Origin of the sequence: Bacillus sp. S71 (assembly GCF_016625265.1) — a bacterium.
GTDB classification, from domain to species: Bacteria; Bacillota; Bacilli; order Bacillales; family Bacillaceae_G; genus Bacillus_A; species Bacillus_A cereus.
Genome location: NZ_JACVUW010000024.1, coordinates 1 through 25,588 on the forward strand (window position 1 = coordinate 1; position 25,588 = coordinate 25,588).

Here is a 25,588-nt window from a genome sequence, read left to right on the forward strand (position 1 = left end):
TCTGGTTTTGGTTTTTCCGGCTCTTTATCACCATCCGGTTTTGGTTTTTCTGGTTCTTTATCACCATCCGGTTTTGGTTTTTCTGGTTCTTTATTACCATCTGGTTTTGGTTTTTCAGGCTCTTTATCACCATCTGGTTTTTGTTTTTCTGGTTCTTTATCACCATCCGGTTTTGGTTTTTCTGGTTCTTTATCACCATCTGGTTTTGGTTTTTCCGGCTCTTTATCACCATCCGGTTTTGGTTTTTCTGGTTCTTTATCACCATCCGGTTTTGGTTTTTCTGGTTCTTTATCACCATCTGGTTTTGGTTTTTCCGGCTCTTTATCACCATCCGGTTTTGGTTTTTCTAGTTCCTTATCACCACCTGGTGTTTTCCCCGTATCCACCAAACTATCCGGTAAATTTTTACTCGGCTCCACCACCGGCCCCACCATATTAGTTGGCAGTTCCGGCTTTTGTGGCGCTGGTGCATCTGATAATTTGATTTGTGGATCTTTCTTTTCTACCGACACATCATCTGGCTTATACGTCACTGGTGTAATCGGTGATTTATTATTTCCGATTAAATCTGCTAAATTAATGTTTGGTTTTTCTCCAGGTTTGTCATCTTTTTTTGCAGGATCAGCAACTAAATTTGGGAACATAGACTGTAAATTACTTCCTGTAATACGGTCATCTTTTTTCTCTTCTGTATTACTTGCTAGTTTTACCGTTTCTCTTCCTGCTGTACTAAAGCCTTTGTCATAAACAAGATATCCTGACGTTCCAAATAAAGCCACCGACATTACTGATATAGCAACTTTTTTTCCTAGATTGTTGTTGTTTTCTTCCATGTTTCTTCCCCTTTTCACATCTTTATTGAATCCAGCCGTTTGTTTTCATCTCTGTTAATTTTTCTTGTGCTGCTCTTACTTCAGCTTCATTTTCATTTGCTTGTACTGTTTTTCTTAAGAAGCGGTTCGCTTCTTCATATTTTTTTTGTTTAATTTTGAACATCCCAAATGCAAAATTCACATGTGGATCTTCATCATTTTGCGAATATGCTTCTGCGAAAAATTTCTCGGCTTCATTTCCTTGTCCCACTTTATCGTATAAAATCCCTATATTCACAAGTGTATTTGTATCTCGGGTCCCACTGTTGACAACTCGATTATAAGCTTCTAATGCTTGTTGATACGCAGCATTACTTTTTCCACCATCTCGCGATTCGTAAAATTGACCAGCTTCATAATATACAATTCCTAGTTGATTTAGTAACTCTATATTTTTCATATCCTTTTGGATTGCAGCTTGTAATACTTGAGATGCTTGTTGATAATTCGCCTCTTTTTTCGCACTATCAATTAAATTTGTTTTATTCCAAAGCACATATAAGTTTGAAAGTTCAATTGTATATATAGCGTTCTTTGAATCTTGTGTAATAGCTTCTTTAAAGAACGATTCAGCTTTGTCTAACTGCACAGTTGCCGTAGCTAGTTGTCCTTTTAAATACGAAACAATCGCCTTATCTTCATTTGTTTTCGTGCTCATTTTGACGATAACGTCTTCCGCCTTTTCAAATTCTTTCATCTTCATATGACTTACAGCTAAATCTCTCATTGCATCTTTTTTATACGGTTCAATTCCTTTTGCATTATTCGCTAATGCTTGTTCGAAATTCGGAACTGCTTCTTGATATTTTCCAATGCGGAAATTTGCTGAAGCTAATAAATAGGCAGCTTCATTATTTTCTTTATCAATTTCTCTATCCTTTATTAATTTGGTAATATAGTCGATTGCAATTTTATTCTTTCCTTCAGCAACGTAAATTGTTGCTAATTGAAGATGCGCTTCGTCTTTTCCTTTCACTGCAATTGCATGACCAACAGCCTCTTCTGCAAGTTTATATTTTTTATCATGATAGGCTTGCCTTGCTTGTTCCATAAAGTGTTGATATTTAGCATTCGTTGTATAGAAGTAATACGCCGTAGCACCACCTATAACGACAATTGTAATTGAACCAATGATCAAAATACGTTTTTTATTTTTGCTCCACCATTTTGAAAAGGCAGACGGTTCTTTTTGTTCATGCGTTAATGTAAGAGGTTGATTCGATGCTTTTGCATTTAAAATTTCATCATCTATATCATATTCAACTTGTTTTTTTGTTTGTTTACGGCTCTGTAAAATGCTATTTGGAACTGTGATTGTAGCTGCTATTTCTGGCATTGGTGGCTCTTTTTCTTCTTTTATCTCTTTAATAATGCTTTCAATTTCCTTTTTTAACGCATGATCAATGTTTGGAAATTGTACGATTCGTGAATAGACGAAACAAGCATATTCTTTATTATTTTCTCGCTCCAATTCAGTAGCTAGTTCCACATAACTTTGCAGTACTTTTTTTTGATTTATTTCAGATTCTTGATTCTCTAGTAGTTGAATAATATATGCGAGTTCTTGTTTTAGAGCTGTTGATGGATTGAGTGAATTAAAAATTGTTTTATATTCATATAATGCCGCTTGTTTAAATCCTCTCTCTTCTAATAATCTTGCAATTTCCAAACATTTCGATACAAAAAGAGAGTGTTCTTCTTCTGACTGCCTTTTCGCATCAATTTTTACTATTTCTCTTGCACTATGAAATACATCGTACCATTGTGCAAAGCTTGGACATTCTGCGAAAGTGTTACTATTCCATGCTTGATTAAATAACTGTGCGATTTCCCCATTCCATTGATGATGCAATTCTTGCTGAAGTAACGTATATCTTTCACATTCCGTCTGCATTTCTTCCGTTTTAAAGTAACTTGCATCCGTCCATTTGTTATTTCGAATTTCCTCACTACACCAACTTAATACTTCACTTAATAAAATGGCGCCAGCAAAACGGTCGGCTTCTTTTTGCCATATCCCATTTTCCAAATACACTGGTGCATAACCCGCTGAACCTGCTGGCAATAATGAAGGTCTTTTACTTTTTGGTCCATACATTTGCTCAACATCAACAAGTTCAATATAATGTTGGCCTTCAATTGGATTTTCACTTAAAAAAGGTATGAGTACATTACTGGATGATAGATCATTATGAGCAACCTCATTTTCCTCCATCATTTTAAGTGTTGTAAGAAATGCTTCTGCAATAAAGAAACATTGTTCTTTTGATAACACTCGTTGTTCTTGTAAAATATCAGCCCAAGTTGGACCTTCAATCCAAGGCATTACAATACTATTAACAAGATCTTCTGATTTTTCGATAGCAGATGTATGTTCTTCTGTAGTAACGATATAGCGTGAGCATACTTTAAGACCAGCTAAGGAGGAAAGTGGCTTTAAAAATGCTAGTTGATGTTTTTCATCACGATAGCGCTCTTTAAAAACTTTTAACGCAATTCGTTCCACACCATTTTCATGTTGTAATTGATAAACTGTTCCTTGTCTTCCCTCTTGCCCATATGGCATTTCAATCCCAATAACTGCTGGATGTTTCTCAAAACGATAAACATCTTTATTAAAAATAATTTTTTCTCCTACTTCTGGTCGGAATCCCATTTTATCCCCTTACTCTCATATGACAATTTTTAAAGAAAAGACCAGGAACAATAGCTCCTGGTCTTTTGCAATTGTTCTATTATTAATATGCGTTATCTGTGTTACGGAATTTATCAGAAATACGTTTTAATTCTGATGAAATACCTTCTAAAATTGGAATGTATTGTTGCATCGCTTGTTTAGATTGAGCAAATTCGCCTCGGAACTTCGCTTGTGTTGCCCCAGCCCATTGTCCTTCTAAACTATTAATGTCGCCTTCAAGTCTATTAATTTGGTTTTGAGCTTCCCCAGCTGCGTTTGTAAAGTTACTAGCAATTCGCTCAAGTTCTTCTGGTGTAATTTTAATTTCTGCCATTGTATATATTTCCCCTTTCAATTCTTAAATGATACAACAATTAGATTATAAACTATATTCAAACAATTTTAAAAGGGGTAAATTACAAAAAAATTCTATTTTCTTGTAATTTAACCCTTTTTTAATATTATTTAACCTTTAATTCTGACCATTTCACAATAATTTTATTTGTCATTTTGTAAAGTAAATGTGGTGGTGTATATGCACATTTTATTTTCATTGGCTTTCTACGTATACAATATCCATCCCCACTTGATAATTCTCGATCCATCTCAGTATGTGGAAGCTTTATATTAAAGAAATAGACATCACTATTTTGAGTCGTACCTAATAAATAACCAAAACTTCTCTTTCTAATTTCTGTAAACCATTTTTCATGAGAATAGCTATTTACACTAGACGTTGTAGCGGCCACAACAAAATGAATCCCTTTATTTTTACAATTTTGAACTATTTGTTCCATTTTATTTTTCGAATCAAAGTCGTTAGATAATATCGCTAACATTTGATCAATATCATCAATTGCAATAATTATTTTCTTATATGGCATTTCCACTTCTTCTTTTGAATCTAAAGATGGCATAACTACTTTTCTATTATTTATTACTTCTAGCAGATCATCTAACATTTCTTTTAATTGTATACCATCTGTAAACCTCTTCTCTACATGAGGCAAATCTCCAAGAGCTAAAATACCTGTAGGTCTTTCACCAAAATCTACTAAGTATAATTCGACTTCATCCGGAGAATATTGATAAGCAGTAGAGAACAGAAGTGTTTGTAATAATGATGTTTTCCCACCTTCTATTCTTCCACCGATAAATATATGATTCATTTCGTCCAATGAAAAACTTTGTAAACGAATATCGTCTGTTTCAACTCCTGCAGAAATTTGAGCTGGTTTTAATCGCTCAACTAAATCTTCTACAAATATTTCTTTAGGAACCATTGGAATCTCTCTTGCTTTTTCACCATTCCATTCACTGCTCATTGTTTGAATAATCGTTTTTAACTGCTGTGAATATTCTAATTCACTTTCACCAATAAACGGCAATGCTGCTTGGAACAATTCAGGCGGTTGTCCTTTCATTAACCCACGACCAGCAGGAACTTCGATTAATGGGAAATTAGGTCTACCAACTAAACTATGATATTCAGTTCTATCTTGCAATTCAAATGTAATTGCCATCGGTATATTATTACGAACACGATCAAACATATCAATAGTTTGATTAAGCGAGAAATAGAAGTACACGCCGTATGTGCTTGATTCTCGTAATAACATTTCTAATATTTCATTCTCTTTTTCGAATTCATTTTTAAATCTTATATAACCATCTACCATTACAACAATAGCAGGAACTTTCTTTCCGACCATTCGATTATACATAGAAAATGACTTTGCACCGATGTTAGAAAAACTCTCTTTTCTTTCTGTAATTTCTTTCTTCAAAAAACCAAATAAACGTTTCATTTTTTCATATTCGTCCTCTTGTACAATCCCGCCTACATGAGGTAAATCTCTAAAATCTAAAAACATACGTCCAAAATCAATAATATAAAAATTCACTTCAGCTGGTGTATGAGATACTGCTAGAGACATAATGATCGTTTGTAACATCGTTGTTTTTCCTGTTCCTGGCATACCATATATATTTAAATGGCCTTCTTGTAAATCGAGCTTTAAAGGATACTGCGCTTGATTTCCGACATCATCAATTAATCCAACCGTAATTTGTAAATTTTCTTTCTCCTTATTCCATACATCAGCAGTCCAATTTTCCATTTCATAAAACTCTTTTAATAATAATTTTTCTGGTAAAGGTGCCAACCACGGCCCTGGCAATGCTTTAATATTTTCTTTCTCCGATACGTTCTGTATATAGTGAATAAACGCTTGTAATTGCTTTGGACTATTTGTCATTGGTTTTGGGCGCTTTTTCACTTTTATTCTTTCACCCGAAAGCTTAACTTCTGTAAAATCAACAACAGCAAGAACTTTCTCTTCATCTGGATTATAAGGTGCTCCACTCCATGCAGATTGGAACAATTCCAATATTTCATTACTTCCAACCTGTAAATAACCTCTTCCCGGTACATTAATTTTAGAGGCATCTGGAATTTTTAACATTTCACGACTATCGGCGTCATCTTGTACACGTAAACAAATTCGAAAACGTGAGTTACTCCAAATCTTATCATTTACAACCCCTGAAGGTTTTTGTGTAGCTAATAATAAGTGAACTCCTAATGTCCTTCCTATTGCAGCAACACTAATTAGTTCGTCCATAAATTCTGGTTGTTCCTTTTTCATTTGAGCAAACTCATCAATGACAATAAATAAATGTGGCAAAGGTTCTTTTTCACGCCAGCTTGTTTCATAATATTCATCTAAATGTTGAACATTTCCAGCCTGAATAAACAATTTTTGTCTTCTCTCTAATTCCGCCTTTAATGATATTCTTGCACGCTCAATTAAGTTCGGATCTTCTAAGTTTGTAATAGATGCGATAATATGTGGTAATCCTGCAAACGTGTTTGACATTCCGCCACCCTTATAATCGATAAGCATAAATGCCATCTCATGAGGATGATAGGTAGCCGCTAACGCTGCTATAATAGACTGGATCACTTCACTTTTCCCTGAACCTGTTGTACCAGCCATTAAACCATGCGGACCATGTCCTTTCTTCTCAATTTTATCGTGAATATTTAGAAACACAGGTTTACTTCCTTCTCTTACACCTATTGGAACCGGCAATGAAGTCGGATATCGATTTTTATTCCATCTCTCTAGCACCTGTAACTCTTCCATTTTTTTCACTTGGAACAAATCTAAAAAAGTTAATACTTTCGGTATGTTAGCCGCTGTAGAACTTTTCATTCGAATAGGAGCAATACTTCGCGCACCTGATTCGCATCGTTCAAATGAAAGTCGGTCTACTTTAAAACTAGCACGCGTTGTCCCGCTATTTTCAGCTGAGCTTGAAAATGTTTCTACTAACTCACCATTTTCTCCGTTTAAGCTAATAACAAGATCACATTCCATCGGCAATCGTTCTCTCTGTTCTGCAAATATAAATGTAGATGCTCCGACACTTTCCCCTTCTCTAAGTAACATTGGAAGTATAGGATCATCTTCTAAAAATTCTCTCGCGGATAAGAAAAAAACATACATTGGGATTAAAGGTATTTTCGCATCTACCTGTGCAGAGGAATTATAAATTCTACGCATATTAAGTGGTGTGAACAACGCTTCAGCTAATTTCTGCGCTTCTTGTTGATTCTCAGATAAAAAACGCATGCTTCTCTGCTCATCCCACACATGAGGAATCCACCTCATCCAATCCCATTCTTTCTTCTCCTTCTCATGATAGAAGGCTGCTATTTTCACTTCATTTGGAGCGTGATGTGTCATAATTTGCGTCGTTACAATTCGAGTGAAGTTCAATCGATCTTCTTTATTGCCAACCACACCAATTACATCATTTTTTTTCAATGATATTGAAATATGCCCATTAGGGATTGTATTAAAATCTCTTTTCACATTTTGTGCTTCTGTGATTAATGGATTTTCCTCATAACCTTGCTGTTCAGGCACTTTCAATTCAACATAAAATGGTCTCTCACCTGTTCCAATACGGATATCTAAAAAGTCTGGGCTTTCAGGTGTTCGCTCCCATAAATTACTTTCTCGATTTTCAATTCTTTGTACACTCTTTAGTGGACTTGGATTTTGTGTTATTAAATATTTCGCTTGTTCAACCTTTAACGTATCTAACTCCACTCGATGCTTTTGAATTTGCTCCAAATATCTTTGTTGTAACTGCTCCACCATTTGCCTATGTTCTTTCTTTTTACGGAAATGCCCCATCGTTGTAATTGCATACGATCCTAACATTGGGATACTCGAAACCATCATAAGTGGCATATAACTTGCATTCATCTTCATAAATTTCATCATCACAAAATACAATATCAATGTTAAAATTGTCATCATCGCTGGTAATAACATTGTTTCAATAGAAAATTTAGGTTCTTCTGGTATATTTGGCGGATCATGAATAATAACATCCCCTGTTGGTATATCTACTTTCACACGCGGAGAGCGCTGAAAATATGGTGATTTTTGCACAAAGCATTTCTCCTTCCCCATTCAAAACTATTACTCAATGATTTTCCATACATAATCTTCTTCACTAGAAGATATACCTTGTTTAACAGGTTCATTATTAACTTCTTCTGCCGGTAACATTTCAAAAGAAGGGATAATCGCCCCTTTTTTATTTAGCATTACATATTGTCCATCCCAAACATCATTATCTCTCAAAGTCTCGTCATTTCGAATAGAATGCCACTCTTCTTTATCCTTTGTCACTCTAATTTCGTAAATTTCACTTAATGTTTCATCTATTTTTTCGTGATGTAAAATTGCTTCAATAATTTGTATTACTTTCACATCATTTGGGATCGCAATATCTATTTCTTCATTTGATTGTTTTATGTACGTCACAATAATCTCTTCCACGTATATTCACCTTTCCGTTGTATTCTTACCAAGAAATATCTAAAAACGAAATATCATCGCTCGTCGGAGAGTTCTGTGCCCTCTCAATTTCTTTTAACACTTCCTCAAAATTATACTGCATAAGCGGCACAAGTCCGTCTGAGTGAATAACTATCCGATTAGCTTCTTGCCTAGATAATGCCTTTGAAAAAACCGCCAATTCCCCACCAATAATGCCTCGCTGTGTAGACCATCTTTTCTCTATATTTCTATTAAACTTCATTATATTCGAACAATTCTCCTTATCTTGAAACAATTGTACAAATGAATCACCATGTGTAACTATCGTTATTTGTACTTTATCTTGATTTGGAATGAGTTCTATTTTCCCGCCAATAAACATCGTTTCACTACCTTTTGTTCGCTTTTCTTCCAAAACATCAAGTAGTAACCACGGTGTTTCTTCTGGCAAGCGAAATGCACTCACTTCCTCTGAAGCTTCTTCTATCCAATTATTTAACTGTTCATTTAATAATGTAGCAATATCCAGTCCACTTTCTTGACATGTATCAAACAAGTTTACTAACTTCATACCAAGAAATTTCGCAGCGATTTCACCATGAAAAGACATTCCTACACCATCACATAATGCAAAGGTAATACTAGTCCCATTATCTTGAAATATAAGAAAATCTTGTCCACTCTCATTTAAGTCTTGCGTTTCTTTAGCTCTTACGTAACTATATCGATATGTAAAATTTTCACCTTTCTTCTCTTGTAATACTGTTTCTTTTTCTTGCGACAGGATATACTTCACTATTTTTCTCCCTCCTATCGAACCGGCGTTGCAGCAGACATTTGAAATCCAAGTGATACTAAATCTGCATTTGTACCTGGAAACATCATCACTGCACCATCCCCAATATGAAAACCATACTCAGTCATCATCTCACGATAACTTTGAGGGATAGGAGAGGAAAGTCGTTGCAACTTTGCACCATATTCATCCGTAATTTCTGTATGTGGCATAATCCCTTCCCACTTCTTTATACTAGTAATTTGTTCTTGCATAATTTCATCCGAAATAAAGATATTTTCAATTAGTACATTTCCATCAGGTACAGACATATTCATAATTCTTCGCACAATTAATTCTGGATCTTCGCCAGTTGAAGCACCATCTGTCATATGACAAACAACAGGAGCTGGCCCGTCTTGTAAATTCGGTAATTCCTTTTGCAATAACTTCTCCACTACAGAGAAAGCCTTTGCTGTATCAGTTAAGCGATGCGTTTGAATTTTTTCTAGTGGACGTAGTCTTGCTACTTCATCTATTGTTTTCACCCCACCCAAAAGATCAAAAACTTGATCGCTATAAGCTAAAATAGATAACTTATATCTTGGAAGCAATCGACTACCTTTTGTCGAACGAAATACCATTTGGCGAATCGCTAAAGAAAGAGCATCTGTTACAATGTCAATTCTCCTTTTTTCTTCTCCCTCTACATCCATCATTTGATTCATTGATGCGCTTACATCAAGAAGATAGATTATATAAGCTGGTGTTTGTTGTGTTGCTTGAGTTTGATATAACATGTTTCATACCCTTCCATACATTATTATATGAACTTTTTTTATATTCACATTTCATTATAACTTATGAATTTTCTTTTTCTCAATTTATTATAAAATGTTCTCGATATAATTTACATATTTTCACACAAAAAGACATTTTTCTTCTCTTTAACTTATGTTTAAATATACAAAACCCTTCTATATTCATAGAAGGGTTTTGATATTATGGTATAAGACGAGTACAATCTCTCGGAAAAGCACTCGCCTCTCGTACATTTGTTAATTCTAATAGTTTATATACAATCCTTTCTAACCCAATTCCGAAACCTCCATGCGGGGGACAACCGTATCGGAATGTATTTAAATAAGATTGAAATTTCTCTGGGTGCAATCCTTTTTCTTTAAACGAAGCGAGTAACATTTCATAATTATGAATTCGCTGTGCCCCTGACGTTATTTCTAACCCTTTATATAATAAGTCGAATGAATCAGTAATAGCTGGATTCTCTTTATTTTGCATCGTATACATCGGTCTCGCTTCTTTCGGATAATGTGTAATGAAAACAAATTCACTATTATATGTTTCCTTTACATATTTCCCTAGTAACTTTTCACCTTCTGTATCTAAATCCCCTACAGGAGATTCTTTACGATACTTACTTTTCAAAATTTCTTGTGCTTCTAACAATGTAATTTTAGGTATTTCAGTAATAACAGGTACTTCTATTTGTAATAGTTGTAGTTCTATTTCACATTTTTTCGCTACTTGTTGAAATATATATCGTAAAACATCCGTTTCTAGTTGCATCACTTCATAAAAATCATGAATAAATCCAAGTTCTACGTCTAACGAGATATATTCATTCAAATGACGGGAAGAGTTATGATGTTCCGCTCTATATACAGGTGCAATTTCAAAAACTCGTTCTAGTCCACCCGCTACCATCATTTGTTTGTAGAACTGTGGTGATTGTGCTAAATAAGCTTCTTTTTGGAAGTATGGAAGCTTAAAAACATTTGCTCCTCCTTCTGCCCCTTGTGAAACAATTTTCGGAGTAAATATACGTGTGAAATCGTTCTCTATTAGAAATTCACTAAAGCTCTGAACGAGTGTAGATTTCACTTTAAAAATCGCTGCAGTTCGCTCATGCCTTAATGATATTACCCGCTCATTAAGTAGTTGATCTAAGCCAACTTGTAACTTCTTTTTATTTATTTCAAATGGAAGTGGCTCTGCACCGTTTATTACTTTCACTTCATGAGCAAGTACTTCAACACCCAATTCCGTTTTCGACGTCTCGACTATCTCACCGATTACATGGACAACACTTTCTACATCAACTTTATATCCGGCCAATTCATTTTCTAATACACATTGAATTACTCCTGTTCTGTCCCGTAATAATAAAAAACTAACATTTCCAAGGTGCCGAATTTTTTTTACCCATCCTTGAAGTAATACAACCTTTCCACTTTGCTTTGTACATTCTTTTGTGAGTGAACGCTTCATTATTGAATCCATTATTTTTCCCTCCAGTAATTTTATATTTATTTACGTTATTGTTGTCATCGTCATCATCCACGGTCACTCACCCCCTTTCAAAGAATACAAAAATCCGCCCCTATAAATAGGGACGGATTTTTTTTCCGCGGTACCACCCAAATTGTCATACTGACCATCTTAGCCCTGATAACGGTAGGTACCGTTTGCTTTTACTAACAATCACGTTCAAAGCAACGCTCACAGGTGTCTTTCCATCATGCGGTATCGCAACCTTCCCAGCAACCGGCTGCTCTCTGTAGACCTTTGCACCATGTACTTTTCCTGATCATCACTTTTTATATTTACAGAGTATTCTAACTCTTTTCCCTATAAAATGCAAGCACTTTTAAATATATTTTGATTTTTCACATCCAGTTTTGTACAATCTCCTCTAAAGCCATTCCACGTGAACCTTTCAGTAAAACAACATCTTTTTTCGTTATAACTTTCAATACTTCCTCTGCTATTTTGGCTTTATTATCAAATGACTTTATTTTTCCTGTATGATAGTTCTTTCTTGCTTCTTCCGCTACAATTTTGGCTAACTCTCCATACGTAAATACATATTGAATGCTCTCCTCATTTAACATTTTACCAATTTCTCTATGATATGTTTCAGCTTTCTTGCCTAACTCCAACATATCCCCAATCACTATAATTTTTTTCTTATAGGCATTTAATTTCTGCAACGTTTCAATTGCAGCCTTCATGGAGGAAGGACTGGCATTCCATGCATCGTTAATAATTGTAAAACCTGTTTTAGCGGTTAAAAACTGAAAGCGCATTTGTGTAATGTTTATTTGCTGCAATGATTCTTGTATTTTTTCTATAGGGACTTTGTAAAATTGACCTACAGCGATTCCGACAATCGTATTAAAAATATTATGTTTTCCATGTAAGGGAACATCGTACTGTATTTTTGAATGATTTAATTTAAAATGAACACCATATTCATCTAATTGTACGTTCGTTGGAAACAAATCATTTGTATACTTTCCACCAAACGACTTACTTTCTATACCTAGCATATTAATATTTTGAGAAAGTAATGGCTCATCACCATTATATAAGAACAGTCCACCGTCATTTAATCCGTCTACAATTTCAAATTTAGCCTTCGCAATCTCTTCTCTTGATCCAAGCGTTTCTAAGTGTGACTGTCCAATCATTGTAATGATCGCTACATCTGGCTGTGCTATTTGTGCTAAGTTTCGAATTTGTCCCGTTTCGCTCATTCCCATTTCAAGTATTAACAACTCTGTATCCTGTTTCATTTCTAAAATCGTTAGTGGTAAACCAATTTGACTATTTAAATTTCCCTTCGTTTTATGCACACGATAAGTTGTACTTAATATCGTGCTTATTATATCTTTTACCATTGTCTTTCCATTACTACCAGTAATTCCGATAACTTTCACATTACTTGTCTTTCGGTAATATCGCGCTATTTTTTGCAGTGCAAGTAATGTGTCATCTACAAAAATAATCGGGATTCCTTTTGGAGGATCACCGTAAGACTTTTTCCATAAAGAAGCAGCCGCACCTTTTTCCATCGCTTCTTTTACATAATCGTGTCCATCTTTCACCCTAATAATCGGAACAAACAAATTCCCTTTCGTAATTTTTTTAGAGTCAATACAGACGCCTTGCATCTCTATATAATGAAATGATTCTTGTAATCCTTCACCATTTACTATCTCTTCCAATTTATTTAATTGTAGTTGAATCAAATCGTCACCCTTTTCCATTTTTTACATAAAACCCAATTCATTTACGCATATTAATAAAAAATTTTATAGCGAGGTATGTATATGCAAAAAGCAATTAGTTTCTTTCTCCTATTGTTTTGCCTAATTGTAGTAAACGAAACATACGCCTATTCACCAAAATCTTTACCAATCTCTCAAAACTCTGATCAATGGCAAGTGAATATTGATAAACCGAAAAAAACAAACAAGAATATGCTTCAAGCTAAAAAAGCTGAATTTCAAACATATCATTTTTCAGTAAAGAATGTTGGGAATAGTGAGGTATATAACGTAAACGTCGAAGTATTCCGCAACGAACCAAATAAGAAAACGAAATATGAACTCTTTTCCCTAAAGGAAAGTCGTTTAGCAAGTGAAAAAACTGGATTTGAACACGCTAATTTACCTGTTGCTACAAAAGCAGATGAAGTTGATGTTATTATTACATGGCAAGAGCACCCATTCCGATCGATGCGAAATGGTCAAAAAGTTGAATCTAGAAAATTTAAAGAGCATTTTGTTTTTAAAGAAGCTAAAAAGTAAATGGGATACGGATATATTCACACTATCATTGATATAGCTTTATTTACTAGTACCAGTTCGTAAGCAAATTAAAAAGTCGTGGCTTATAAATGCCACGACTTTTTATATTAATTCGTACTAATGCCTCTCGCTGCCCAAATGCGATCGATATCAGCAGCATGTTGTCCGCCATATAAAAGAGCATCCGCTTGCTTAATCGCTTTCGCTCCATCACTGAATTTAGAGTTTGGTGTTAATGACCAGTGTGATTGTAAAATGATTTTTGTTGCTACATCACGGCCAAAAGCTTGTGCCATTTCGTATTGACCTTGAGCCCAAATTTCACCATCATCATGCACTTCATTCGTTATATCTTTCGGATATACTTTATTCGTATCTAATCGGCGTAAGCATGTTGGATCTGAACTAGAATAAGCTGTCGCATCCCATTCTCCAACACATGCTTTACCATATCCAGTAGTCGATACTGCATCTTCATATGTAGCACCTAAGAAGTCGCCAAATCCTTCTCCCATCGCTCCACCTTCTGCTGAACTACCAAAGCCAGGAACTTGGTTATCTTGAATCGAATGCCCATATTCATGTGCGATAATTCCAGCATCTTCTGCATCATCAACACCACCAGTACCGAAAGTTAAAGCTTTTGTTGATGGAGAATAGAATGAGTTATCATCAGTTGTACCATTAACATTCACTTTTATCGAACGGTTATTAATATTTTTAAAACCTAGACTTTGAATGTATCGTTGCAATGTGTCGATATGATAGTACGACATAACATCTTCAAAGCTATCATTTGCGCGTGTATAGTTAAATTGTAAATTCGTAGATTTTGTTTTCGCTTTTGAAGAAATCGTTACATATTCTCCAATTAAAAATCCTGTTCCATCTAAACCTTTTAACGTAACAGTTTTCAGTTGATTCGTTAGAGCTGTTGAATCTGCATCGTTATTATCTTTTAAGCCTACTTTACTACCGCTAGATACGACTGGGTTAGGTAAAAATACTTTTCCTGACCCTTCAGCTTTTCGGTTTATATCAACCTTTTTAATTAACTTTCCATTTTCTGCATCAATAAATGTTTCCCATGCACCAAATGGATTATTAGAATGGACTACAACTTTATATACTGGACGAGCAATTCCTTCTTCAACAATATATCCGAACTCTTTATCTGTAGGAGCCCATAAATTTTGCTCACTTGCTTCTCCAACATACGCCATTGATTTTTGTATTGCATCTTTTTCACTAATTTTTGTCGTTACTTCCTTCACACCTGTAACAGGCTGATAATCAGAAACAGCGAGTACTCCCTTTCCCTCTCCGTTAAGCGTAACTGTTATTTGTTTTGAAAATACAGGTGCACCATTAACAACTTGTTGGAACCTAACATATGAAGCTACTGACGTTTCTGTTGTAGAAATATATTGCAAGTCTGAAAGGTCTGTTTTCAATCCATACTGCGCAGCATTTTCTTTTAAATATTCAGTTGCTTTTTTCTGTGGCGAATAAGCTTCTAACTTTACTTGCTGTTGTTTTTCCAATGCCGAAACCGTAGAAATCGTCCCCATTACTAACGGTACAGTCATTGCCATTGCCACCATTTTTTTATTAAACATAGAACCACTCCCCCTAATAAAGTAGCTCAACCTTATCCCATTACCACTCGGCAATCATTCCCCACAAAATGGGGGGATAAAAATTGAATCTACGAGTAATTCTCTATGGACACTTCTATTACCTTTCCATTTAGGGTAAGTGAAATTTTCTCAATATTTATGTGTAAAGTGAACACAATATTTTAGAAATATATTTCTAAAGCAATTCCTTAACTCTTAAACTTTTTAAATGACTTTGTAAAAAAACAGGCCAATTTTTTACCTAACGATAGGTTGAAAAAAATATTAATGAATGATACGATTTATATAACCTTTTTTTAGGAGGCTTTATTATGAGCAAAAGTGCAGAAACACTCTCTTCAATTATGGAAGCAAGCTATCGACTGTTTGCCGGACATGGTATTACCAAAACGACTTATTCAATGATTGCTGAAGAAGTCGGCATTGCTAAACCGTCCATTTATTATTACTTTAAATCTAAAGATGCATTAATCGAATGTATTTTCACAGAATTATGTGCTGCGATGCAGTTTTCTTCCTTCTTCCATACAGAAGAGTTTACGAAAGAAAATTTTATTGAGAAATGCATTGAAATTGGATTCAAAATAATTGATGAACAGCAGAACGATCCTTATTTTAATCGTGTGTTGCAAGAATATGTATTACTATCTTCAAGAAATGATATGTACAAAGATCGATTACTAACTGTGCAAACAGAATATTTACAAGGATTTGAATCCCTCCTTACAAAAGCAAATGAGCTGCAATTAATTGAAAATAAAAATCTAGTTTCAAAAGCTCATATGTTAGCATTAGTGCTTGATAATGTCGGGAATTTTATGATGTTACATGTGGATATAGATTATAGACAAATATGGATGGAAGCTGTAAACAGTATTTTTGAAAGAAGGGATTGAATTGAATACTAAAAAACGAATTATCGGCTTAGACTTTGCTAGGGCCTTGGCGATGTTTGGTATGCTGCTTGTTAATTTTATGGTGATAACAGGTGCAGAAGGAAATGGTCCCCCATTTTTAATAACTTTCATGTCACTTTTTGAAGGTAGAGCTTCTGCCTTGTTTGTTATACTTGCTGGAATTGGCATATCTTTAATGACTAGATCCTCTGTTGCTAGAAATGAAAAAATAAAAATTTCTAATAGCCGAAAGATCATATGGAAACGGGCACTATTCTTATTTATTTTAGGATTACTTTTATACGTAATGGAGTGGACTGGGGATATATTACACTACTATGGTGTTTACCTTTTCGTTGCTGCCTTACTCATTACAGTCCGAAAAAAAGCATTACTCTTCTTATCTATTATTATCCTACTCTTGGCACAATCTCTTCAGCTTACTTTCAATGCTTTCGAAGGTTGGGGAGGCCCTACTCCATTTATAAACTATGTAGACTTCTGGACAGTTAACGGTTTTCTTCGCAATTTATTCTTTAATGGTTATCACCCTTTTTTCCCATGGTTTTCATTCTTCTTAATCGGTATGATAATTGGCAGATTAGATCTTCATAATAAAAAGATTAGAGATAGGTTGCTCTTGCTCGGTATTACATTCACCATACTGATAGAACTTTTATCAAAAGGGCTCACGTACTACTTCATTCCACACATTGGCAAAGCAGCTGCTACATTTTTGTTTAATACAGGACCCATTTTACCAAATGTATTGTACATTTTATCTGCAACAGGATCTGCTATTGCTATATTAATACTTTGCCTCTATATCACTGAAAAATATGAAAATAATTGGTTTGTTACTTCCATTATACAAACAGGTCAATTAACATTAACTCATTATGTAAGTCATGTATTTATCGGGATTGGGACATTAATTCTATTCAATAGAATGGAACATCAAACACTACTTTTCGTTTTATTATTTGCTACTGTATTTTTCATTTTCAGTATTTTGTTTAGCGTATTATGGAGAAAGAAATTTTCTAGAGGACCTATCGAATGGATTATGAGGAAATTAACTAGTTAATTTACCTCCATACGAAAAAGGAAGTTGGAATCATTCCAACTTCCTTTTTTCTTTAATTAGCTGCACTTAATTTAATTCTAAATTTTGTTTCACCTAAAGAAAGTTCATCGTCTTCGTTCGTTAAGTGACCAAATGTAAATTGTTTAACGAGTAAGTTTTCTTCCAATAAATCTTTATGGTTCGTTAACGTTCGTTGTAGTTCTTCTTCTGTATCGAGAATAACATCGACTCGTAAATTAACTGGTAAATTCAACTGTTTACGATATTCTTGAACCGCACGAATGAATTCACGCGCTACTCCTTCTTGTAACAATTCTTCCGTTACATTCGTATCTAACATAACTGTATATTGTCCGTTAGTCATATTAGAAAATCCTGATTTTGCAACTTTCTCAACTAACACATCTTCAGCAGTTACAACTACTTCTTCTCCTGGTATTGCTTCGTAAACTGCTCTTTCTGTTGATACAAAGTTTTGTACTTCTTCTTGTGATAATTGTTTTAGCCAACCATTCACTGCATTCACATTTTTACCGAATTTCGGCCCCGCTGTTTTAAAATTGAGCTTCAATTGATATGATGTGTATTTTGTTTCATCAAGTTCAACATGGAACGCTTTTACATTTAACTCATCCATAACGATATCACGATAAGATTCCCAATCCATATCATTCTCGTTATGCTCAAGTAATACAAGTTCTGCTAGCGGCTGTTTTACTTTTAAAGAATGCTGATTACGGTTACTTCTTCCAAGTTCAACAACTTGTAAAACAGCATCCATTTCCGCTTCTAATTTCGGCTGAAGTAGTGATTCATTTACAACTGGATAATCAGCTAAATGAACGCTACTTCCTTCTAAATTAAGATGAATGTCTTCCGCAACAAACGGTGTGAATGGTGCAATTAATTTACTAATTGTTACAAGTACTTCATGAAGTGTCTCATACGCAGCAGCTTTTTCAGCGTTCATACCAGATTCCCAGAAACGATTACGTGAGCGTCTTACATACCAGTTACTCACTTCATCTACAAGTGCTGCAATTTCACGAGCTGCATTCGTAAATTGATAATCATCAAGTGCTGTTCTCACTTTTTTCGTTGTACTATGCAATCTTGATAATACCCATTCGTCTAATTTCGTACGCTTTACATCATACGTTTCTTTCGGGTTATACTCATCTAAATTCGCATATAAAACGTAGAAGCTATACACATTGACTAATGTATCTACAAATTTAGATTTCGCTTCCAGTACGGTTCTTTCAGAAAAACGCTTCGCATTCCACGGAGCACTATCAACAAGTAAAGCCCATCTTAGCGCATCTGCACCAAACTTATCTACTAAATCAACTGGATCTAGTGCATTCCCTTTACTTTTAGACATTTTCTGCCCTTCTTCATCTAAAACATGCCCTAGTGATAACACTCGTTTATACGGTACTTTTCCTGTATATAGTGCTGATACTGCTAATAAACTATAAAACCAGCCGCGTGTTTGATCAATTCCTTCTGCAATAACATCCGCTGGAAACTGCTCTTCAAATAACTCTTTATTTTCAAATGGGTAATGATATTGTGCAAATGGCATAGAACCACTATCAAACCAAACATCAATCACTTCTGGTGTACGATTCATTGTGCCTCCGCATTTTTCGCAGCGGACTTGCACTTCATCTACATAAGGCTTATGCAATTCTAAATCTTCCGGTGTTTCTTTCGTACTATGCTTTCTTAATTCGGCAATGCTTTTCGGCGCAAACTGATGATCACAACTTTCACATTCCCATACGTTTAATGGCGTTCCCCAATATCTATTTCGGCTAATATTCCAGTCCACCATATTTTCTAAAAACTTACCAAATCGTCCATGTTTCATATGATCCGGATACCAAGTAACTGAATCATTATTTTGTAAAAATGTATCTTTAATTGCAGTTGTTCGGATTAACCAACTTTCTCCTGCATAATAAAGTAGTGGTGAATCACAACGCCAGCAATGTGGGTAGCTATGTTCATATTTTTCTTTATGATATAGTAAACCTTCTTTCGCTAAATAACGAACGATATCCACATCACAATCTTTTACAAATTTACCTTTCAAAAATGGTACCGCTTCTGTATACTCACCTTTTTCATCTACAACGTGCAAGAATGACAATCCTTCACTTTGAACAACTCTATAATCGTCCTCTCCATATGCTGGAGCAATATGAACAAGTCCTGTACCACTATCTGCCGTTACAAACTCTGCTGCGATAACGCGGTAACCATTTGTGACTTCTTTCATCGGAAATGGCGCTGTATAAGATGTGTTTAATAATTCTTCGCCTTTATGAACAGATAATACTTCATAGTTTTCTTTTAATACTTCTTGTACACGTTCTTTCGCAACAATGTATACATGACCTTCTTGTTTTGCTTTAACATATTCCATATTTGGATGTACAGCAAGCGCAACATTTGCTGGAAGTGTCCAAGGCGTTGTTGTCCAGCCTAAGAAATACTCATTTTCACTATCTTTCACTTTAAACTTCACTGTTGCACTTAAATCTTTTACTGTTTTATACCCTTGTGCAACCTCATGTGAGCTCAATGAGGTTTGGCAGCTTGGGCAGTATGGTGAAACTCTATGTCCTTTATATAACAATCCTTTTTCATGGATCGTCCCCAAAATATGCCATACACTTTCGATATATGGATTCTCTAAAGTTACATATGGATCATCCATATCTACCCAATAACCAATACTTTCAGTGAATTCACGCCACTGCTTTTCATATGTGAAAACACTCTCTTTACACTTTTGAATAAATGGTTCAATACCATATTCTTCGATCTCATGTTTACCAGAAATACCAAGTTGCTTCTCAACACCTAGTTCTACAGGTAAACCGTGTGTATCCCATCCTGCTTTTCTTACTACTTTATAACCAGCCATCGTTTTATATCTTGCTACTAAATCTTTAATTGCCCGACCAAGTGCATGGCCGACGTGTGGTAAACCGTTCGCCGTTGGTGGTCCTTCATAAAACACAAACGATTGCGCGCCTTCTCGATTCTGAATTGATTGTTCAAAAATGCTTTGTTCGTTCCACTGCTTACGAATACGTGTTTCTCTCCCTACAGCTGACTCTTTTACATCTACTTTCTTCATCTACAATCACTCCTTTGAATGTTTTAAAAGCACACAAAAAACCCGTCCCTATGAAGTAGGGACGGGTTTACCCGCGTTACCACCCTAATTCTATTAGCTTTTTCACTAATAGCGCTTAGCAACGTACTATCATACGTGTTCTTTGTAACGGTAGACATCCGTCCGGGCTTACTCACTTTCAGCCTCAGCTCCTCGGAGATGATTTTCAAATAACGTCTGCCCACCGGCTTTCAGCAATATACCGGCTCTCTGGAGAACAGTTCACTATTTTACTCTTTCTCGTCTTCAGATTTGTATACTTTATTAAAAGTTATTTTATGCCATTTGACAACTAATTGTCAACTAATTCAAAATATATTCTTATACAATTACTTTTCAAATTCTCGCAATGCTGCTAAATTTTCATCATCCTCAATAAGTTCAGCAAAGAATCCCGATTCATCCTCACGAAGGACAATTTCAAGCTCTTCCTTCGCCTCTTCATTTCTATTTAACTGTGCTAAATAACAAGCACGATCATATCTTGCTAACAAATCATTTGCATCCATTGTTAATACTTCATTTGCTATTTTTTCTGCCTTTAGTGTTTGGCCGGCACCATGATATGAAGACGCTAAAGAAAGGAGAATTGCTGTTTCATTTGGATGATGTATAGAAGCATTTTCTAATAGATGAATTGCCTCTTCAAACCTTTCTTGACTTTGATACATTTCTCCTAAAGCAAGAAATGCTCTACTTACAAACGGTGTTTGCTCCGTTAATTGTAAGGTAATCTTTTCTGCTTTTCTTTCTTCCCCTGCTTTAAAGAATACTTGTGCTTGCAGAAGAAGAGTATCATAATCATCTGGTAGTTCTCGAACCATTTGCTTCGTTAATTCCAAAGCATCTCTTAACATATCTTCTTCCTCGCACTCAACGAAAAGATTTACAAGTTGCTTCGCTACTTCATAATCCCATCTATTTTCTAGCGACGTGTGCAGAATCTCTATTGCTTCTTTATTCATCTCTACATTCTCATAAAATAGCGCAAATCGCTGTGCTGCCATACTATTTTTCGGATTTAACTTTAAAGAGATTTCATATAAATCAATTATCATAGTAACCATTGAAATTTCTTTGGCACGATTTTTCATACGATAAAAAGCTCTCGTAATGATAGATCGTTTTGGCTGTTCATGCAGCTGACGTTCAATCCATATTTCCGTAACCGCAGCTGCAGCATACATGAATGCTGTACTTCTTTCTGCTTTTTTCACCTTTAACGTATGAAGAAAATCTCGTATGTTAGACAATTTTTTATGTTGCTCTACTGCTTTTACATAAACATCAAATATACGTTCATTATCAAAATCTTTTTGTATTACTTTCATTGCAACTTCAATTGCTTTTACATTTCTTTTTTTCACTAATACTTTTGCATAATGATATAGAACTTCTATATGCTCACCATCTAATTGTAGCGCGTATTCAATCTGTGCTTGTTCTTTATCTATTTCATTCATCGCTCCGTACACATATGCAATCGCATCTAAACGCCATATTTCAGGTACTTCTTCCTCTAATTGTTCTAGTTCAGTCAGCAATTCTTCCTGAAGATTCATATCTACTGAAAGCTGTGCCAAATATTCCATATTAATATGCAACGGCTCTTCCTTCATCGCCTGAACCATATGACTTTGTTCTTTAGAACGGTTTTCTTCTTTTTCGTATATTTCCGCAAGCTGTAAATGTACACCTACGAAATTCCCATCAAGCTCTAAACATGTTTCATACGCTTGTTTTGCTTCCGTCAATTGCCCTAATGCCATAAGTGTTTCACCAATTCGGTAATACGGTAATGCCGTTTCCTTTTGTTCTATCGCCTTATTATATCTTTTCATCGCTTGGCCGTACTGTCCAATAGATTCATATAAAATACCTGCATAACAACCGTACTCACTTACTTCATTACTTTCTTTGTGTAACGTTCTTAAAAACGCTATACCTCGTTGTACAAATTCCGTTCCTTTAATTCGATTCACATATTCATCTAACGCACTTGCTACATTATAATCACTTTTCTTTATACCATTTTCTAACTTAGATAGCGCTACTTTAAATCCTTCTTCATTTCCACCAAGTTCAATTTCAGCATCCCATAAAACCATTCCTGCATTCATGAGGAAATCTTGGCTCTTTTCAATTTGCTTCTCAAGACCAAGAATGTATTCTTTTGCTTCCTTGTATTGTTCTCTTGCCATATACACTTGTGTAAATCCGAAGTGAGAATAAACATCCTCATCGTTTTCTTCTAAAGCACGCTTATACAATACTTCTGCTTCTTCCAAGCTATCATTTTGAAAATGATAGTCACCTAATTTTACGTAAAGAGGTGCTTTATCATCACAATTCTCAATACCGTTTAATAAAATTTCTTTCGTACTTTCCTCATCCTTCAAATCAGATTCGTATATTTCCGAAAGTTTCGTATAAATGTAAGGTGCATTACTATCCAAATGAATCGCTACTTTAAGCCCTTTTATTGCTAAATATAATTTTCCTAGTTGATGTGCACATCTCGCTCGTTCATACCATACATGTGCTTCATATTTATACTCTTTTAACAAGTCATTAAAGATTTCATATGCTTCTTCATATCTTTCTAAATCTATTAATATTAAACCGTGATTCGTTAAAGTGAACCTTTCAGGACTGCGCTCTAACGCAACTTGAGAGTATTGCAATGCTTTTTCAGATTGATCAATATACATATAGGATAAAGCGAGAAAACTCCAAGCAATAGGCTGATCTGCGTCTAATTGTAACGATGAACGAAAGCTTGAAATCGCTTCTATATAACTTTCCTGCTCAAAAGCATATCTTCCGTTTATTAAATGATATAATGCACGATTATTTTTCTTCTCAACGCTTGTCAGCATTTGCTCCGCTTTCTCTACTTCTTGAAGACGAATAAAACACTGTGCACCATGCAATTTAACAAAGTCCGAGTTCGGAAACTTTTCCATTAACTTATCGATACAATATAAAATAAATTCTTTATCTACTTCAACATCTAAGTGCTTTATCGTATATAGCCACGTATTTGGATTATCGCTCGTTTCTTTTAAAAATTGTACTAAGTTACTAATTCCCTCTTTGTCATGTTCATCTAAATGATCCGTAAGAGAAAAAATAGATTTAAAATAACGATTTTCTTCCTCATTTAGAAACGCTAGTTGCGCCTTCTTTTCTTTCGGAACAAACGTGATTGCTAAACAGCCTGTATAACGATATTTTTCTTGTAATTTACTATATTCTACAAGAACTGGTTCTATAAAGTTTGGATCTTGAACATAGAAAGCTTGCAATGTATCATCATATCCAGATAGAACTTGTACGTGTGAAGCATGCTCAATATCTATACTTAATAAAACAGGAATTCCTTCATCAATCAGTCTCTTATAATTCTCTTCATTCCCTTTAAAATAACGATATTCATAACCTAATTCTTCTAAATAAGAAACAGTATCTGAAAACTTCGATCCTGTCATATCAAAAATAAACTCTGCTATTTCATCTTGTGTACGTGTCTCTCCCCATATACGCAACATCATCTCTAAACTTGTCGGAACACAATAATTATCCTTTTGTACAATAGGAACTATCGGCAAGTGAACCTTTTTTCCATCCGGATTTTTTTCTAAATTATGATATAAAGATTCTTTTAAACTCTTTTCTTCTTTTAATAGCTTTTGTAAATCTGCAAATTTATTCATTTTGTACAGCGCTTCTGCACGTAAATGTACAAAGTAAGTGTTATAAGCATGATATGGCAGCTGAGTATTTATGTTATCTATTACCGCTAACATCTCTTCATATTGCTCTAAATCTAATAAATACTTTACCTTCTCAAAATGAAAATATGGTACTTGTGGGAACTTTACAATCGCATCATTAATTAACTGTATCGCACGTTTTTGTTCTCCTTTATTTGCATACAATTGTGATAATAAATAGGTAGATAACTCTTCACAATCTTCATGCTGCATGCCAGCAATAAATTGTTCTTCCGCTTTCTCCCATTCGCCTGTATGCATATAAACGTAGCCCCATTTATCAAACACTACGCGCGTACTATACTCCTCTGCTTTTTGCATATACATTAGCGCTTCTTCATTTCTTTTCATTTCTAAAAGACATCGTACTAATGTAAAATATGTTTTCGCTAAAAAATCTGCATCTATTTCTTCTTTACTTAACTCTTCTAAAGAAGATTTTAACAACTGCTCTGCTTCAAGAATTTTCCGCTCATCAATTAACTCATCACAATATAAAGAGAGCGTTCTCATATTTGGGAATTTTTTATAAGCGTAACGAATGAGGAATGAACTGTATTGGTGCATAAGCCCTTCATCAGTAAGGCGAATTAATATATCGAACTCCTTATGCGAAGTAATATTGGCAAGCCAATTCTTCACATAGGATAAAGTATTCGTTTCTTTTATATATGCAATTTCATTATTTATTTCCTGTAATCCATCTACAAATCTCTTGTCTTTTAAACAAGTTTCTAACTGCTTAAAATCTAGCATGCATTCACCTCGAATTTATATTTATACTGCTACTTGCTTAGATTTTACACACCATATAGTATGTATTCAACTAAAATCTCTTATAATGGATGGTATTAATTAATATTATTCAAATTTATAACAAAATATAGTAAAAATGATTGTTTTTCTCCGTATTTTGTTAAGTTTATACACTAACATATATTATTAGAAAATTAGTTTTATCATTTCATTTCAAAAAACCAACCAATTAATTGCGTTATTCGGAACAGAAATATAAATAATTCCTAAAAATTAGTTTATATCGTACATAACTCTTTTTATATTAACATTTAATAAAAGATATCGATTTAACAACAAAATATATTACTAGTAACTTATTAATAAAAAAAGGCCGTTCCCAAATACTTTTTAGGAAAGCCTTCTTATAATTGACTTATTTAAGTCTAAATCCATAAAATT

General features: G+C 34.6%; 14 protein-coding genes, 1 pseudogene and 2 other annotated features. Of the genes and pseudogenes, 3 read left to right on the forward strand and 12 right to left on the reverse strand.

What is annotated here, in order from left to right; translation table 11 throughout:
• The 9 genes and pseudogenes from IBT51_RS27175 to IBT51_RS26260 form a co-directional block, all read right to left on the reverse strand.
• Nucleotides 1-833 (reverse strand): annotated as a pseudogene (locus IBT51_RS27175) (hypothetical protein); the annotation flags it as partial.
• Nucleotides 834-855: 22 nt separating this feature from the next.
• Nucleotides 856-3,528: a tetratricopeptide repeat protein gene (locus tag IBT51_RS26225; protein WP_095691010.1), complete on the reverse strand. Its 2,673-nt coding sequence runs from the start codon at nt 3,526-3,528 to the stop codon at nt 856-858.
• Nucleotides 3,529-3,610: 82 nt separating this feature from the next.
• Entirely contained in the window at nt 3,611-3,883 is a 273-nt protein-coding gene (locus tag IBT51_RS26230) for a WXG100 family type VII secretion target (RefSeq protein ID WP_053564631.1), read from the reverse strand.
• A 127-nt stretch (nt 3,884-4,010) separates the two neighbouring features.
• Nucleotides 4,011-8,018 (reverse strand): type VII secretion protein EssC, encoded by a 4,008-nt coding sequence (essC, locus tag IBT51_RS26235; protein ID WP_140155656.1) that lies wholly within the window; start codon nt 8,016-8,018, stop codon nt 4,011-4,013.
• Nucleotides 8,019-8,048: 30 nt separating this feature from the next.
• Nucleotides 8,049-8,411, reverse strand: a complete 363-nt coding sequence (locus IBT51_RS26240) for a ubiquitin family protein (RefSeq protein ID WP_000391135.1) — start codon at nt 8,409-8,411, stop codon at nt 8,049-8,051.
• 25 nt (nt 8,412-8,436) lie between these two features.
• Nucleotides 8,437-9,210, reverse strand: coding sequence for a hypothetical protein (locus IBT51_RS26245; RefSeq protein WP_088023238.1), 774 nt, complete (start codon nt 9,208-9,210; stop codon nt 8,437-8,439).
• An 11-nt stretch (nt 9,211-9,221) separates the two neighbouring features.
• The gene (locus IBT51_RS26250) at nt 9,222-9,986 is read right to left on the reverse strand and encodes a vWA domain-containing protein (RefSeq protein ID WP_000966848.1); all 765 of its coding nucleotides are present in this window, start codon (nt 9,984-9,986) and stop codon (nt 9,222-9,224) included.
• 202 nt (nt 9,987-10,188) lie between these two features.
• Complete coding sequence (gene aspS / locus IBT51_RS26255; RefSeq protein ID WP_000377342.1) at nt 10,189-11,487, reverse strand: aspartate--tRNA(Asn) ligase; 1,299 nt, start codon at nt 11,485-11,487, stop codon at nt 10,189-10,191.
• Nucleotides 11,488-11,592: 105 nt separating this feature from the next.
• Nucleotides 11,593-11,807 (reverse strand) — a binding site (T-box leader).
• Nucleotides 11,808-11,873: 66 nt separating this feature from the next.
• Nucleotides 11,874-13,256: a UDP-N-acetylmuramoyl-tripeptide--D-alanyl-D-alanine ligase gene (locus tag IBT51_RS26260; protein ID WP_140155657.1), complete on the reverse strand. Its 1,383-nt coding sequence runs from the start codon at nt 13,254-13,256 to the stop codon at nt 11,874-11,876.
• A gap of 63 nt (nt 13,257-13,319) precedes the next feature.
• Between IBT51_RS26260 and IBT51_RS26265 the strand changes: the two genes are divergently transcribed.
• Nucleotides 13,320-13,799 (forward strand): hypothetical protein, encoded by a 480-nt coding sequence (locus tag IBT51_RS26265; RefSeq protein WP_200457880.1) that lies wholly within the window; start codon nt 13,320-13,322, stop codon nt 13,797-13,799.
• Between the two features lie 107 nt (nt 13,800-13,906).
• On the opposite strand, the gene IBT51_RS26270 is transcribed toward IBT51_RS26265, so the two are convergent.
• A complete protein-coding gene (locus IBT51_RS26270; RefSeq protein ID WP_000482274.1) occupies nt 13,907-15,418 on the reverse strand; it encodes a M36 family metallopeptidase in 1,512 nt (503 codons plus the stop codon).
• Between the two features lie 332 nt (nt 15,419-15,750).
• Between IBT51_RS26270 and IBT51_RS26275 the strand changes: the two genes are divergently transcribed.
• Together IBT51_RS26275 and IBT51_RS26280 are read left to right on the forward strand one after the other, a co-directional pair.
• Complete coding sequence (locus IBT51_RS26275) at nt 15,751-16,335, forward strand: TetR/AcrR family transcriptional regulator (protein ID WP_016512885.1); 585 nt, start codon at nt 15,751-15,753, stop codon at nt 16,333-16,335.
• Nucleotide 16,336: 1 nt separating this feature from the next.
• Nucleotides 16,337-17,422, forward strand: coding sequence for a DUF418 domain-containing protein (locus IBT51_RS26280; RefSeq protein ID WP_200457881.1), 1,086 nt, complete (start codon nt 16,337-16,339; stop codon nt 17,420-17,422).
• Between the two features lie 52 nt (nt 17,423-17,474).
• On the opposite strand, the gene ileS is transcribed toward IBT51_RS26280, so the two are convergent.
• The gene (gene ileS, locus IBT51_RS26285; RefSeq protein ID WP_200457882.1) at nt 17,475-20,576 is read right to left on the reverse strand and encodes an isoleucine--tRNA ligase; all 3,102 of its coding nucleotides are present in this window, start codon (nt 20,574-20,576) and stop codon (nt 17,475-17,477) included.
• 54 nt (nt 20,577-20,630) lie between these two features.
• Nucleotides 20,631-20,871: a binding site (T-box leader), on the reverse strand.
• A 73-nt stretch (nt 20,872-20,944) separates the two neighbouring features.
• Complete coding sequence (locus IBT51_RS26290) at nt 20,945-25,147, reverse strand: bacteriocin-processing peptidase family protein (RefSeq protein ID WP_200457883.1); 4,203 nt, start codon at nt 25,145-25,147, stop codon at nt 20,945-20,947.
• Between the last annotated feature and the right edge of the window lie 441 nt (nt 25,148-25,588).

What these genes read in the sequence shown, in the direction of transcription:
- ileS (WP_200457882.1), bottom strand. Translation starts at nt 20,576, where the DNA reads ATGAAGAAAGTAGATGTAAAAGAGTCAGCTGTAGGGAGAGAAACACGT.
- IBT51_RS26250 (WP_000966848.1), bottom strand. Translation starts at nt 9,986, where the DNA reads ATGTTATATCAAACTCAAGCAACACAACAAACACCAGCTTATATAATC.
- aspS (WP_000377342.1), bottom strand. Translation starts at nt 11,487, where the DNA reads ATGGATTCAATAATGAAGCGTTCACTCACAAAAGAATGTACAAAGCAA.
- IBT51_RS26270 (WP_000482274.1), bottom strand. Translation starts at nt 15,418, where the DNA reads ATGTTTAATAAAAAAATGGTGGCAATGGCAATGACTGTACCGTTAGTA.
- IBT51_RS26260 (WP_140155657.1), bottom strand. Translation starts at nt 13,256, where the DNA reads ATGGAAAAGGGTGACGATTTGATTCAACTACAATTAAATAAATTGGAA.
- IBT51_RS26290 (WP_200457883.1), bottom strand. Translation starts at nt 25,147, where the DNA reads ATGCTAGATTTTAAGCAGTTAGAAACTTGTTTAAAAGACAAGAGATTT.
- IBT51_RS26225 (WP_095691010.1), bottom strand. Translation starts at nt 3,528, where the DNA reads ATGGGATTCCGACCAGAAGTAGGAGAAAAAATTATTTTTAATAAAGAT.
- IBT51_RS26275 (WP_016512885.1), top strand. Translation starts at nt 15,751, where the DNA reads ATGAGCAAAAGTGCAGAAACACTCTCTTCAATTATGGAAGCAAGCTAT.
- IBT51_RS26265 (WP_200457880.1), top strand. Translation starts at nt 13,320, where the DNA reads ATGCAAAAAGCAATTAGTTTCTTTCTCCTATTGTTTTGCCTAATTGTA.
- IBT51_RS26230 (WP_053564631.1), bottom strand. Translation starts at nt 3,883, where the DNA reads ATGGCAGAAATTAAAATTACACCAGAAGAACTTGAGCGAATTGCTAGT.